Genomic DNA, 13,305 nt, shown 5'->3' on the forward strand with positions numbered 1-13,305 from the left:
GCAGCTTTTGTAGAGATCGGAATTCAAGTGCTCGTCGCCGCCAATATCACCATGCAGTTCGGGGTCAAACCCCTTTTCGAAAATGTTAACGTCAAGTTTGGCGAGGGTTATCGCTACGGCCTGATCGGTGCCAACGGCGCCGGAAAATCAACCTTCATGAAGATCCTGTGCGGCGCGTTGGAACCTTCTGCCGGCAATGTCTCGAAAGACAAGCACGAGCGCATGGCCTACCTGAAGCAGGACCAGTTCGCCTACGAAGACATGCGCGTGCTCGACGTCGTGCTGATGGGCCACGAGGAAATGTGGGCCTGCATGAGTGAGCGCGACGCCATTTACGCCAATCCGGAAGCAACGGAAGACGACTACATGAAGGCAGCCGATCTCGAGCATCAGTTCGGCGAACTGGATGGCTACACGGCTGAATCCCGCGCTGGCGAATTGCTGCTTGGCGTCGGCATCCCGACTGAACAGCACAACGGTCCGATGAGCGAAGTGGCCCCCGGCTGGAAGCTGCGTGTGCTGCTCTGTCAGGCCCTGTTCGCCAATCCGGACATCCTGTTGCTCGACGAACCGACCAACAACCTCGACATCAACACCATTCGCTGGCTGGAAGACGTGCTGAACAATCGTGATTCGACGATGATCATCATCTCGCACGACCGTCACTTCCTGAACCAGGTCTGTACTCACATGGCTGACCTGGACTACGGCAAGATCACGACCTACGCCGGCAACTACGACGATTTCATGGAGGCTGCCCAGCAGGCCCGCGAACGTCTGTCCAACGCCAACGCCAAGGCCAAGGAACGCATCGCCGAACTGCAGACCTTCGTCCGCCGCTTCTCGGCCAACGCGTCCAAGGCAAAGCAGGCAACCAGCCGGATGAAGCTGATCGACAAGCTGAAGCCGGAAGACGTCAAGCCATCGTCGCGTCAGTACCCGTGGATTCGTTTCGACTACGACGAAAAGGCCAAGCTGCACCGTCAGGCGGTCGAGATCGAGAATGTTTCCTTCACCTACGAAGGTGGCGAGCGCAAGATCTTCAATAACCTGACGCTGACCATCAACGCCGGCGAGAAGATTGCCGTGATCGGTGAGAACGGTGTCGGTAAGACCACGCTGTTGAAGCTGCTGATGGGTGAAGTGACGCCGCAATTCGGCACGATCAAATGGGCTGAAAAGGCTTACCCGGGCTACTACGCGCAGGACCACAGCGCCCAGTTCGCCGGCACCGAAAGCCTGACCGACTGGATCGCCGGCTATGCCCGCGCCACCATCGAGGACGGTGGCGACCTCGAAACCCTGATTCGCGGCACCCTGGGGCGTTTGTTGTTCTCCGGCGACGAAGTCAAGAAGCCGGTCAACGTCATTTCCGGCGGTGAGCAGGGGCGCATGCTGTTCGGCAAGCTGATGCTATCGAAACATAACGTGCTGCTGATGGACGAGCCGACCAACCACCTCGACATGGAATCGATCGAAGCCCTGAACAGTGGCCTGGAAAAATTCCCCGGCACGCTGGTCTTCGTCTCCCATGACCGGGAGTTCGTCTCTTCGCTGTCCACCCGCGTGCTCGAGGTGAAGAGCGACGGCCGTATCGTCGATTACCTTGGTGGCTACGAGGATTATCTGGCCAGCCAGGGCGTCGAATAAGTCTTTTGTCCTTTCGGGGGCAAACAAAAGGCCGAAGCACAATGTGCTTCGGCCTTTTTCAATTCTGCCTCGCGATTTTTTATCTCTGGCGGTTACCGATCGCGTCCATGGCCGTGACCATGATCGTGGCCCCGCTCACGGTCATCGCCGCGGCGGTCGTCACCACGCCGATCTTGGCGGTCATCCCGGTAGTTGTCACGATAGCCATCGCGGCGGCCATCGTCCCAGCGATCGCGGTCACCCCGACCACGCTGCTGATAGCGCGGCGCATATTCACGTTCGTACCACTGGTCCTGAACAAAATAGACACGCTCGCCACAGGCGCGGTATTCGTGGCAGTGCTTGCGCCAGTGCTTGGCATGGCCGGGCGGGACGCGCAGGTAGATCGGCGGACGACTGTACGGAACAGGCTCGACCAGGATCGGCTGCCCATAGATGACCGGGGGACGCGGATAACCGCCGATGTCGATCTGGCCGTAGAAGCCGGGTTGGCCGATGCTGACCGAGACGCCCACATCAGCGGCGTGAGCCGTCGCGGTTAATGAGGCAGCCACGATGGCTGCCACAGTCAGAATACGTTTCATGATTCCACTTTACGGGTTGTATGTTTCAAATAACGCAGGAACGGGCGTTTCGATGACACCGGGCCGGGTGCAGGGGGATTATTGCAGCGGGACGCCGGCGGCCAGGCTGCGGATCAAGCGCACGCAATCGACGTCGGACTGATGGTAGGCCGATTTCACGTAGTCGATATAGGCGCGGTCTTCTGAATTCGGGTTGTTGGCCAGGGTGGTCTCGTAGGCAAAGCGCAGGAACAGGAAGCTGGGCTCTGGCTCCTCGATGGTGATGGTCAGGCTGCCGCCCGGGTGGGCTTCGGAAGGCTGGATGTCGAAGCGTACCCAATGCCGCTCAGTCATCGTGACGCGATCCTGGATCACGGCCGGGCCGAAATCGAGCTCACGGAGCAGGGCGTCCGCCGTGCGTTCGAGGATGGTGCAGGACTCCAGTCCCGGCAGGAAGGGAACGGGATTCTCGACGCGGTGCAACAGTCCCAGCCACAGCTGATCGCGCGTCAATGATTCGACCAGCGGGTTTTCCGGGTCGTTGATTTGGATAAGGTGTTCGAAATTCATGGCGATATTGTATTTCATCACTGGCCGCCCATTGTGTTGTCGACCGCGCCTTGCCGTGATGCTCATGCTGTCCGCGGTGCGTCTTTGCGCACCCCTCAGCCGGGTAACGAAATTATGGGGTCGTGTTAACATCCCTCCCATGCAACTAGAACGTATCCTCCAAAAGCATGGTTTCGGTTCCCGCAGGGAATGCCGAGGCCTCATCCGCCGTGATCGTGTCGCGGTTAACGGCCAGGTTTGCGACGATCCTTTTGTCGAACTCGACACCGAAGGACTGGTATTCACGGTCGATGGCGTCGATTGGCCTTACGCCGAATTCGCCACGCTGATGCTCCACAAGCCGGCCGGCTACGAATGCTCGCGCAAGCCAAAACATCACGCCGGCGTCCTTGAACTGCTGCCAATTCCGTTGCGCGAACGCGATGTTCAGCCGATCGGCCGTCTCGACGAAGACACGACCGGCTTGCTCCTGATCACCAATGACGGGCAGTTGAACCACCAGCTTTCATCGGCCAAGCGCAAGGTGCCGAAAGTCTATCTGGCAACCACCAAGCATCCGCTCGATCAGGCGCAGATCGATCAGCTGGTGGCAGGTGTGCTCCTTGCCGACGAATACGAACCGATTAGCGCTGCTGCCGCCGAAATCGTTGGTGAAAAACTGCTGCGCCTGACCCTGACCGAAGGCAAGTACCATCAGGTCAAACGGATGGTCGCTGCTGTCAGCAACCGTGTCGAGGCCCTGCATCGTGAAGCCGTCGGCGAACTGACGCTGCCGCCTGACCTCAAACCCGGCGAGTGGCGTTGGTTGTCAGCGGCCGACCTGCAAAAACTGGGCTATTCCAAATGACCCTGACCGAAATGCGCTACATCGTGGCTCTGGCCCGTGAGCGGCATTTCGGCAAGGCGGCCGATGCCTGCCACGTCAGCCAGCCGACGCTGTCGGTGGCGTTGAAGAAGGTCGAAGGCCAGATCGGTGCCCCGCTTTTCGAGCGCGGCACCAACGATGTTCGCATCACGCCGCTGGGCGAGCGTATCGTTGCCCAAGCCACGCGCGTGCTGGATGAGGCGGTCAAGCTGGAAGAAATCGCCGAAGCAACCGGCGATCCGATGACCGGTCAGTTGCGCGTCGGTATCATCTACACCATTGCACCGTACTTGCTGCCGCAACTGATCCCGGCTCTCAATCGCGAGGCGCCGAAAATGCCGCTCTTCCTCAAGGAAGACTTCACCGGCAACCTGATTCCCGCGCTGAAGGCCGGCGAACTTGACGTTATCGTCATCGCACTGCCGTTCAGCGAACCGGGCCTGGTTGCTCAGCCGGTTTACGACGAACCGTTCAGGGTGGTTGTTCCGGCTACCCATCCATGGTCGTCTCGCACTGATGTCAATGGCGATGAGCTGGATGGCCAGAACCTGCTGCTGCTCGGCCAAGGCAATTGCTTCCGCGATCAGGTGCTCGAATCCTGCCCCCGCCTGAATGCGCCGGATGCCCTGGAACACTCGCTCGAAGGCAGTTCGCTTGAAACCATCCGCTACATGGTGGCCAGCGGTGCCGGTGTGGCGGTCATGCCCAGTACCGCCGCCGATCCACTGATCACCAAGGAACCGCTGGTCAAGGTCTTGCCTTTTGCCGGAACCCAACCCAAACGCACCGTCGGCCTGGTTTGGCGCATCACCTTCCCGCGGCCGCAAGCGATCGATGCCGTCCGCGCCGCGCTGTTGTCCTGCCAGCTACCGGGGGCCTTGGCCGTGCGTTGAGGTTTCACGTGGAACGCGTACGGAAAGTGCATTCCGGCGCCTGAAATGAAAAAGCCCTCGATTTTGTCGAGGGCTTTTTGCTTCAAGCAGCAGGCCAATCAGGCTTCTGTCTTCTTTTTGGCTGGAGCCTTGGGTTTTGCCACTTTCTTTTCAAACTCGAATCCGACTTTGCCACCCTGATTGACCAGATAGGCCGAGAACTTGCGGCGGGTGCGGTTGGACACGAATTCCTTCAGCAGGTCGGTTTTGCCATCGGCCAGCAGCTTCTTCATCTGGGCGGCATCGATCGGCTGCTGCAGGATGATCTTGCCGGAGCGGAAATCGCAGGTCTTGGCCGGGCCGACCGATTTTTCGCAGACGTAGGAAGTGCCGTGCTCGAAGACATTGGCCGCGCACTTCGGGCACTTGCCCAGGCTTTCCTGCGCGGAGAAATCGACGGGTTCTGCATCGGCGGCATCCGCCTTGTCCTGGCCGAAGTCGAATTCCGGCTGCAATTCATCATTGAGCTTGATCGCGGCGGAAAAGCTGCGGCCCATCTTGTTGCGGAAACCGGTCAGTGGGCCGACCTGCTTTTCGGTCAGCAATTGCTCGATTTCTGCCGGTTCGTACTGACGGCCGGCGACGATCTTCCACAGTGCGTAGTCGCAACTGCCGCACTGGAACTTCTTGTAGGTTTCGCGAATCTGGCCGCCGCACTTGGGGCAGGGCGCCGTCAGCACACCGAAGTCGCCGGGGATGGTGTCGGCTTCGTATTGCTTGGCGCGTTCGACCATGTGACGGGTCATTTCGGCGATTTCACGCATGAACTCGTCGCGCGTGAATTCGCCCTTCTCGATACGGCCGAGCTTCCATTCCCAGTCGCCGGTCAGTTCCGGTTGGGTCAATTCCTTGATGCCGAGGCCGTTGAGCAGCGTCATCAGGGTAAATGCCTTGGCGGTCGGGATCAGTTCCCGGCCTTCGCGATGCATGTATTGCTCGCCGATCAGGTTCTCGATGATCTGGGCGCGGGTGGCCGGGGTGCCTAGGCCGCGGCCGGCCATGGCCGCCTTCAGTTCTTCGTCGTCGACCATCTTGCCGGCACCTTCCATGGCGGAGAGCAGGGTGGCTTCCGAGTAGCGTGGTGGCGGCTTGGTGGCGTTGGCCTTGACGGTGACTTCGTCGGTCTTGACCTTTTCCTTGGCATCGACGGCAACCAGATTACCTTCGTCGCCGTCCTGGCCTTCCTTGCCGTAGACGGCGAGCCAGCCCGGATTGACCAGCACCTTGCCCTCAGTCTTGAAGGGGTGGCCTTCGACCCGGGTGATACGGGTGGTGACCATGTATTCGGCGGCCGGGAAGAAGACGGACAGGAAGCGGCGAACGACGAAGTCGTACAGCTTCTGTTCCATTTCGTTCAGGCTCTTGGGCGCCTGCGGCGTCGGGATGATGGCGAAGTGATCGCTGATCTTGGCGTTATTGAAGATGCGCTTGTTGGGTAGCACCCAGTTGCGCGCCAGGATCTGGTGGGCAAACGGTGAATAGCGGGCGAGCAGAACTTCGTCGTGCCCCTTGCCGGCACCTTCGCCGGTCAGGATGGTCAAGGTTTCCTTGACGGTTGGCAGGTAGTCTTCTGGCAGGCAGCGGGAGTCGGTTCGTGGATAGGTCAGAACCTTGTGTTTTTCGTACAGGGCCTGGGCCAGCGATAGCGTGGTCTTGGCCGAGAAGCCGAAGCGAGCGTTTGCTTCGCGCTGCAGGGTGGTCAGATCGAAGAGCGCCGGCGACAAACGGGTTTCCGGCTTGGCTTCTTCGGTCACTTCACCGGGCTTGCCTTCAGTGGCGGCGCGGATGGCTTCGGCGCGGGCAACTTCCCACAGGCGGTCGGCGCGGGCATGTTCGTCGTCGTTTTTGCCCTTGAAGGCTTCGTCGAACCATTTGCCCTTGTAGGAGCCGGCCTTGGCCGTGAAATCGGCTTCGACTTCCCAGTAGTCGCGTGATTTGAAGTCGCGAATCTTGCGTTCACGCTCGACAACGATGGCCAGCGTTGGGGTTTGCACGCGACCAACGGTGGTCAGGTGGAAGCCGCCGGTCTTCGAGTTGAAGGCAGTCATCGCCCGCGTGCCGTTGATGCCAACCAGCCAGTCGGATTCGGAGCGGCAGACGGCGGCATCGCCCAGGCCTTCCATTTCCTGCCCGGGACGCAGGCGGGAGAAGCCGTCGCGGATGGCGCCCTGGGTCATCGACTGCAGCCACAGGCGTTGGACCGGCTTGCCGGACTTGGCGTTCTGGGCGATGTAATTGAAGATCAACTCGCCTTCACGCCCCGCGTCACAGGCATTGATCAGGCCGGTAACGTCCTTGCGTTTGATCAGCTTGTTGAGCACCTTGAGGCGCGATTCCGTCTTTTCGATCGGCTTCAGGGCGAAGTGTGGCGGAATGACCGGAAGGTGGGCGAAGGACCATTTGCCGCGCTTGACCTCGAACTCTTCGGGGCAGGCCAGTTCCAGCAGGTGACCGACGGCCGAGGAGAGCACGAGCTCTTCGCTTTCGAAGTAATCGTCGTGTTTGGTGAAGCCCCCCAGCGCCCGAGCGATGTCGGCGGCGACGGAAGGTTTTTCGGCAATGATCAGCTTTTTGGACATGGTTTGGCCTGTTGGGTGCCGGGGCATGATAAGTGCCCGGCGAGCGGCTTGGCAAGCCGTCAATATATATAGGTGCCTAGTTCAGGCGCTGGTAGCGGTTACCGGGCAGGGTGGCGATCAGGCCGCAAAGCTCCAGTGTCAGGAGTTCCGGCAGTAACTGATCGGCGCTCATGGTGGTTCGTTCGACGAGGTCGTCAAGGCTGCATGGATCGTGGCCAAGTGCAGTGAGAATCGGCCCTTCATCGGCCTTATCCGATGGGATGTCTGCTGCGGGAGCTGCGTTGAAACTGCCCAGCTCCTCCAGGATGTCGGTAGCGGTTTCAACCAGCTTGGCACCCTGCTTGATCAATTTGTGGCAACCACGAGCAACTGGTGAGTGGATCGAGCCGGGAATGGCGAAAACTTCACGCCCCTGCTCTGCGGCAAGCCGCGCCGTGATCAGCGAGCCACTTTCCGGCGCCGCTTCGACCACCAGTACGCCGCACGATAGTCCGGAAATGATCCGATTGCGCCTTGGGAAATTTGAAGCGATGGCCGGTGTGCCGAGCGGGAATTCGGAAACGATCGCACCGGATTCGACAATCGCCAAAGCCAGCTCCTTGTTGCGTGCCGGGTAGATGCGGTCGGGCCCGGTGCCGATCACCGCGATGGTTTCCCCCTTGGCAGCCAGGGCGCCACGGTGGGCGGCGGCATCAATCCCCAGTGCCAGTCCGCTAATGATTGTCAGACCCTTGGCGGCCAGCGTTTTGGCGAAGTTTTCGGCGGTTTGCACGCCTTGCGGTGTTGCATTGCGGCTACCAACCATGGCCAGTCCGCGCTTCTGGAGCAGGGCTAGGTTGCCGCGTACGTAGAGCAGGCTGGGCGGGTCGGCTATTTCGAGCAGTGCTTTCGGGTAGGCTTCGTCGGCCAGCGAGATGATGTGTTGCCCCGGTTGCCTGGCCCATTCGAGACTGTGTGCTACCGCTTCCGTCGGATCAAAATCGAACAGCAGATCGGCGCGGTTACCGATGACGCCGCGTGCTTCCAGGCGGCCAGCCGAGAAAATGGCTTCCGGTAAACCGAAAGCGGCGAGAAGCTTTCTTTGCGTCTCGCCGCCGATGCCCGGGATCAGGGTCAGCCGCAACCAGGCGGCCAGACTGTCGTTATGGCTCACGGGTTCAGTGCGGAGTCCCCGATGATGACTGCCTTGGAGGACTCGACGACCAAGGCGTAGGCGACGCGGTCAAAGACGCGGAAAACGAAGGCAAGGCCATAACGTTCTTCAGGTACCGGAGTTGAAGTGCGACGGCCGTCTTCATCAATGCTGACCGAAACACGATTCCGGTAGAGCGCAACGACATGTCCCAGTTCGAGACCGCTATTCTTGCCACGGCTGATGGAAATGACCGAATTGGCGCCACCCTCTTGCACCCCGCCATAAATACCAAGCACTTTGGCTGAGACTTCCTGCTCAGGGCGGTGCGGTACGTAGGTCAGAATTTCCGGGGGAGGAGCGGGCAAAAGATTGTCGCCGCGATTCATTTCTTCTTTGGCCAGGGTGACGCGCAGCGTTGCCGGTTCGCCTGGCTTGACCAAGCGGGCATTGCCGAGGAAAACGGCTTCGTAAGCAATAGTCTCGCCGGTATCCGGATCTTTCAGCGGCTTGCCCTTGCGGAATACATTCCATTTTTCGATGCTTGAATCGGGAATGCCTTGGGCGTAGAAAGAATCACCCGTACCGACCAGCATGCGATCTTCCTGGGTTGCGACGATGCTGACTGTCGCGTTCTGATCCGTTGTCTCGATAATCAGTGGCTTGGAGAGGAACGGTTCAATGGCATTGGGGGGGATGCTCGGAATGACCTGCTGCACCGGGGTGCTATAGACGGTCGGCTGAACCTTGCCGCTTTGCCCGGTGACGGGTTTGCCAATCTTCAGGCGCGGGGTACCGCTCGACATATCGAGCATGATGACGTCGCCCGGATAAATCCAGTGCGGGTTCTTGATCTGTTCCTTGTTCATCTGCCAGATTTCCGGCCAGCGCCACGGCTGCTTGAGGAATTTGCCGGAAATGCCCCACAACGTGTCGCCCTTGACGACGATATGACGATCAGGCGGATTGTCGACGAGTTGTAGCGGCTCGGCGGCCGATGCGCAGACGGCCGTCACGGCCAGGATGAGCGCGGATATAATGCGAACCATAGTCGTAACCTCACGTGCCGGTGGAACGCAATAACGTCGTCGCTGTCTTATTGGCGGCAATCAGTTTGCGTTCCATACCTCGGAATTGCTTTAGATTCTGCACGTAATAACCTAAGCGAGCAAGCTTTTATTCCGGTTTTCATATGGCCCTTTTACCCATTCTGCGTTTTCCAGACCCGCGCCTGAAGAAGGTTGCACTCCCCGTTGCCAAAGTTGACGACAGCATTCGAAAACTGGTCGCCGACATGGCAGAAACTATGTACGAAGCCCCTGGTATCGGGTTGGCGGCGACTCAGGTCGATGTACACAAACGTGTTGTGGTCATTGACGTTTCTGAAGACAAGAGTGAACTTCAGGCTTTCATTAATCCGGTGCTGAGCCGCTGCGAAGGCTCGCAGACTGGCGAAGAAGGGTGCCTGTCGGTACCCGGGATCTACGACAAGGTTGAGCGGGCCGAAAGCGTTGTCGTCACCTATCTTGACCTCGATGGTAATCAGCAGACCCTGGCGGCGGATGGTCTGCTGGCCGTCTGTCTGCAGCACGAGCTGGATCATCTGAACGGGACAGTATTTGTCGACCACCTGTCGTTATTGAAGCAGACCCGCATCAGGAACAAACTGGCCAAGCAGGCGCGGGTCACCGCATGAAGTTGATTTTTGCCGGAACGCCTGAGTTCGCTGCCCAAGCCTTGCAGGGAATTGTCAACGCTGGACACGAAGTCGCCTTGGTGCTGACCCAGCCGGACCGGCCGGCCGGCCGGGGCATGGCGCTGCAACCATCCGCAGTCAAGAAGGTGGCCCTGACGCACGGCATTGAGGTGTTTCAGCCGCTGACCCTGAAGGACGCCGAAGCGCAGGCGAGAATTGCGGCCGTTGGGGCCGAAATCATGGTCGTTGCTGCTTACGGCCTGATTCTGCCGCAGGTCGTGCTTGATATGCCGCGTTTCGGCTGTATCAATATCCATGGTTCGCTACTGCCGCGCTGGCGTGGTGCGGCGCCAATCCAGCGTGCCTTGCTAGCCGGCGACGCCGAAACCGGTGTCTGCATCATGCAGATGGAGGCCGGGCTGGATACCGGACCGGTGCTGTTGCGCGGGGCTTTCCCTATTGCGGCTACAGATACCACGGCAACGCTGCACGACCGCTTGGCGGAACTGGGCGCAAGGCTGGTCGTCGAGGCGCTGGGCAAGCTGCCCTTGCCGGCCGAGCCGCAACCGGCCGATGGGGTGACCTACGCTCAAAAAATCGAAAAGGCCGAGGCAATGATCGACTGGAGCAAAAGTGCCGCTGAACTGGATCGTCATATTCGCGCCTTCAACCCCTTTCCCGGGGCGCAAGCCTTGTTTCGTGGTCAGACGGTCAAGCTTTGGCAGGCTTCGCCGGTCGCAGGGCGGGGCGAAACTGGCGCCATCCTGGCCGTTGATAAGAACAGCATCATCATCGCCTGCGGTGAGGGCGCGTTGGCAGTGACCGAGTTGCAGAAAGCGGGTGGCAAGCGCTTGCCGGTCCAGCAATTCCTGGCTGGTCACCCCTTGGCTGTTGGCGACCGTTTCGACATTCCGGCTTGAATTTTTGGCGGACGACTATAGTTAACTTCCCGGGTCAGACAGCCGCAAGGAGTTAAACATGTTCAACTGGATGAAGACTGCCATTCTGATGGCCGCCATCATGGCGCTGTTCGGTATTGTTGGCGGCATGATCGGCGGCAAGTCCGGCATGCTGATGGCGCTGGTCTTCGGTGGTGCGATGAATCTGTTCTCGTACTGGTTCTCCGACACCATGGTGCTGAAGATGTACAACGCCCAGCCGGTGGACGAGACCAGTGCGCCGCAGTTCTATGCGATGGTGCGCGAACTGGCTCAGCGGGCCGGGCTACCGATGCCCAAGGTGTACATCATCAATGAAGCCCAGCCCAATGCCTTTGCCACCGGCCGCAACCCGGAGCATGCGGCGGTGGCGGCAACGACCGGCATTATCCAGTTGCTGTCGGCCCGCGAGCTGCGTGGGGTCATGGCGCATGAACTGGCTCACGTGAAGCATCGTGACATCCTGATCTCGACCATCTCGGCGACCATGGCCGGGGCCATTTCGGCACTGGCCAATTTTGCGATGTTCTTCGGCGGGCGGGACGAAAACGGTCGTTCGGTAAATCCGCTGGTTGGCATTCTGGTGGCAATTCTGGCGCCGCTGGCCGCCAGCCTGATCCAGATGGCGATTTCCCGGGCTCGCGAATTCGAGGCTGATCAAGGTGGGGCGGAAATCAGCGGTACGCCGAATGCGCTCGCCGATGCGCTGGGCAAGATCCAGATGTATGCCGAAGGCCGCATTCCGATGGCGCCGGCCGAGGCGCATCCGGAAACGGCGCAGATGATGATCCTGAACCCGCTCTCCGCTGGCGGTATTCGTGGACTGTTCTCGACTCATCCGCCGACCGAGGAGCGCATTGCCCGGTTGCGGGCCATGTCCTGAACGTTGCGATCAGGCGTTTCCGACGCTGCGGGGCAATTCCCGAATCGCCGGCGGCAGGGAGCTAACCACGGCCAGACTGGGGCGTTCCCCCGTTTTCTGGTGACGTAGCGTCAGGTAGCGCAGGCAGGTGACGCGCAGGAAGGAGGCGAAGTTCTCCACTTCGCCACGGTAGGCCTCGATTTCGTCGTAGAGCTTGGCGATCAGCTGGTTGGTCGTCATGCCCTCGTTGCCCGCCAGTTCGGCCAGGATGTCCCAGAACAGGTTTTCCAGCCGGATCTTGGTTACGAAACCATGAATCCGGATCGAACGGGCCCTTGACTCGTAGAGCATCGGGTCGGCCTTGACGTAGATTTCACACATGCAGCCTCCTGAACGAACGGGCAGCCGGCAAGCCAGCCGCCCTCGGTGCTTTAAAGGGTGATCTGCGTGCCGAGCAGGGGAAGAAACTTGGCCAGCCAGGCCGGATGCGCTGGCCAGGCCGGAGCCGTAACCAGATTGCCGTCCACATGGGCCTGATCGACCGGGATGTCGGCGTACTGGCCGCCAGCGGCTCGGACTTCGGGGGCGCAGGCGGGGTAGGCGCTGCATGAACGGCCACTCAGAACGCCGGCGGCGCTGAGCAGTTGGGCGCCATGGCAGATCGCCGCGATCGGTTTGCCGGTGTTGGCGAAGTGCTGGACCATGGCCAGTACCTGCGGGTTGAGGCGCAGATATTCCGGGGCGCGGCCGCCCGGAATGACCAAGGCGTCGTACGACTCGACTGAAATGTCGGAAAAAGTGGCGTTAAGGGTGAAGTTGTGGCCGGGCTTCTCGCTGTAGGTCTGGTCGCCTTCAAAATCATGGATGGCGGTGCGCACGAAGTCGCCGGCCTTCTTGCCCGGGCAGACGGCATGTACTGTGTGGCCGACCATCAGCAGCGCTTGGAAGGGCACCATGGTCTCGTAATCTTCGGTGTAGTCACCGGTCAGCATCAGAATTTTCTTTGCAGCCATTGTTGTCTCCTTGGTTGGTGTGAACCCTCCGGCCATGCGGTCGGAAAAGGGTGGACCCATTGTGGAGAGAATGGTGCCCCGGCGGGTAGCAGCGGGCTGCTACTAAAGTTTGTCTTTGCTTGAGCCGAGTTGGCCACGGTGGACGGCGGATTGCTCGACCCGGTCCGGCTGGAAGGTGGCAATGACTTCGGCGAACAGTGCTTTGGCCTGCTGACTGTTGTCGCCACTGAAATTGCAGACATAGACATCCAGCGTGACGGCGGAGATTTCCGGCCAGGTATGGAGGGCAAGATGCGATTCGGCTAGGACAACCGTGCCGGTGACGCCCGCGGGCTGGTCGGCGATGTCGCGGAAGGCATGGAACAGCCGGCCGACAACCGTCAGCCCATGACGTTGGCAGGCATCGACGCAATAGCGTTCCAGTCGTGGCGCATCGAGCAACAGGCCCGAGGGGCAGTGGCAGTCGTGCAGGTCGGCGATCAGGTGCAGGCCATTCATGACGGAA

General features: G+C 60.1%; 14 protein-coding genes. 6 read left to right on the forward strand and 8 right to left on the reverse strand.

Going from position 1 to position 13,305, the window contains the following annotated elements; genetic code table 11:
* Nucleotides 1-27 precede the first annotated feature (27 nt).
* The gene (locus tag DARO_RS00075) at nucleotides 28-1,650 is read left to right on the forward strand and encodes an ABC-F family ATPase (RefSeq protein WP_011285782.1); all 1,623 of its coding nucleotides are present in this window, start codon (nucleotides 28-30) and stop codon (nucleotides 1,648-1,650) included.
* Between the two features lie 92 nt (nucleotides 1,651-1,742).
* Here the strand turns inward: DARO_RS00075 and DARO_RS00080 are convergent, their stop codons facing one another.
* Complete coding sequence (locus DARO_RS00080) at nucleotides 1,743-2,234, reverse strand: hypothetical protein (RefSeq protein WP_011285783.1); 492 nt, start codon at nucleotides 2,232-2,234, stop codon at nucleotides 1,743-1,745.
* A 78-nt stretch (nucleotides 2,235-2,312) separates the two neighbouring features.
* Nucleotides 2,313-2,783 (reverse strand): SRPBCC family protein, encoded by a 471-nt coding sequence (locus DARO_RS00085; protein ID WP_011285784.1) that lies wholly within the window; start codon nucleotides 2,781-2,783, stop codon nucleotides 2,313-2,315.
* A 139-nt stretch (nucleotides 2,784-2,922) separates the two neighbouring features.
* On the opposite strand from DARO_RS00085, the gene DARO_RS00090 reads away from it, so the two are divergent.
* Together DARO_RS00090 and DARO_RS00095 are read left to right on the forward strand one after the other, a co-directional pair.
* Nucleotides 2,923-3,630, forward strand: coding sequence for a 16S rRNA pseudouridine(516) synthase (locus tag DARO_RS00090; RefSeq protein WP_011285785.1), 708 nt, complete (start codon nucleotides 2,923-2,925; stop codon nucleotides 3,628-3,630).
* Nucleotides 3,627-4,541 carry a hydrogen peroxide-inducible genes activator gene (locus DARO_RS00095; RefSeq protein WP_011285786.1) on the forward strand — a complete coding sequence of 305 codons (915 nt, stop codon included), beginning with the start codon at nucleotides 3,627-3,629 and terminating at the stop codon, nucleotides 4,539-4,541. The genes DARO_RS00090 and DARO_RS00095 overlap by 4 nt, the downstream gene beginning before the upstream one ends.
* Nucleotides 4,542-4,639: 98 nt before the next feature.
* On the opposite strand, the gene DARO_RS00100 is transcribed toward DARO_RS00095, so the two are convergent.
* From DARO_RS00100 to DARO_RS00110, 3 genes are all read right to left on the reverse strand, one after another.
* Nucleotides 4,640-7,159 (reverse strand): DNA topoisomerase III, encoded by a 2,520-nt coding sequence (locus DARO_RS00100; protein WP_011285787.1) that lies wholly within the window; start codon nucleotides 7,157-7,159, stop codon nucleotides 4,640-4,642.
* A gap of 76 nt (nucleotides 7,160-7,235) precedes the next feature.
* On the reverse strand, nucleotides 7,236-8,312 hold the full coding sequence (gene dprA, locus DARO_RS00105) for a DNA-processing protein DprA (protein WP_011285788.1): 1,077 nt from the start codon (nucleotides 8,310-8,312) through the stop codon (nucleotides 7,236-7,238).
* Nucleotides 8,309-9,340, reverse strand: coding sequence for a LysM peptidoglycan-binding domain-containing protein (locus tag DARO_RS00110; protein WP_011285789.1), 1,032 nt, complete (start codon nucleotides 9,338-9,340; stop codon nucleotides 8,309-8,311). Before DARO_RS00110 ends, dprA begins: the two co-directional genes overlap by 4 nt.
* Before the next feature lie 143 nt (nucleotides 9,341-9,483).
* Between DARO_RS00110 and def the strand changes: the two genes are divergently transcribed.
* Genes def through htpX form a run of 3 tightly spaced genes read left to right on the forward strand, consistent with a single transcriptional unit; the run spans nucleotide 9,484 to nucleotide 11,808 of the window.
* A complete protein-coding gene (gene def, locus DARO_RS00115; RefSeq protein WP_011285790.1) occupies nucleotides 9,484-9,987 on the forward strand; it encodes a peptide deformylase in 504 nt (167 codons plus the stop codon).
* Nucleotides 9,984-10,907, forward strand: coding sequence for a methionyl-tRNA formyltransferase (fmt, locus tag DARO_RS00120; RefSeq protein ID WP_011285791.1), 924 nt, complete (start codon nucleotides 9,984-9,986; stop codon nucleotides 10,905-10,907). The genes def and fmt overlap by 4 nt, the downstream gene beginning before the upstream one ends.
* 58 nt (nucleotides 10,908-10,965) lie before the next feature.
* On the forward strand, nucleotides 10,966-11,808 hold the full coding sequence (htpX, locus tag DARO_RS00125; protein ID WP_011285792.1) for a zinc metalloprotease HtpX: 843 nt from the start codon (nucleotides 10,966-10,968) through the stop codon (nucleotides 11,806-11,808).
* Nucleotides 11,809-11,817: 9 nt separating this feature from the next.
* On the opposite strand, the gene DARO_RS00130 is transcribed toward htpX, so the two are convergent.
* The 3 genes from DARO_RS00130 to speD all read right to left on the reverse strand — a co-directional run bounded on the left by DARO_RS00130 (nucleotide 11,818) and on the right by speD (nucleotide 13,298).
* On the reverse strand, nucleotides 11,818-12,168 hold the full coding sequence (locus tag DARO_RS00130) for a ribbon-helix-helix domain-containing protein (RefSeq protein WP_011285793.1): 351 nt from the start codon (nucleotides 12,166-12,168) through the stop codon (nucleotides 11,818-11,820).
* A gap of 50 nt (nucleotides 12,169-12,218) precedes the next feature.
* Nucleotides 12,219-12,800, reverse strand: a complete 582-nt coding sequence (locus tag DARO_RS00135) for a DJ-1/PfpI family protein (RefSeq protein ID WP_011285794.1) — start codon at nucleotides 12,798-12,800, stop codon at nucleotides 12,219-12,221.
* A 102-nt stretch (nucleotides 12,801-12,902) separates the two neighbouring features.
* A complete protein-coding gene (gene speD, locus DARO_RS00140) occupies nucleotides 12,903-13,298 on the reverse strand; it encodes an adenosylmethionine decarboxylase (protein ID WP_011285795.1) in 396 nt (131 codons plus the stop codon).
* Between the last annotated feature and the right edge of the window lie 7 nt (nucleotides 13,299-13,305).

This window comes from Dechloromonas aromatica RCB, from assembly GCF_000012425.1.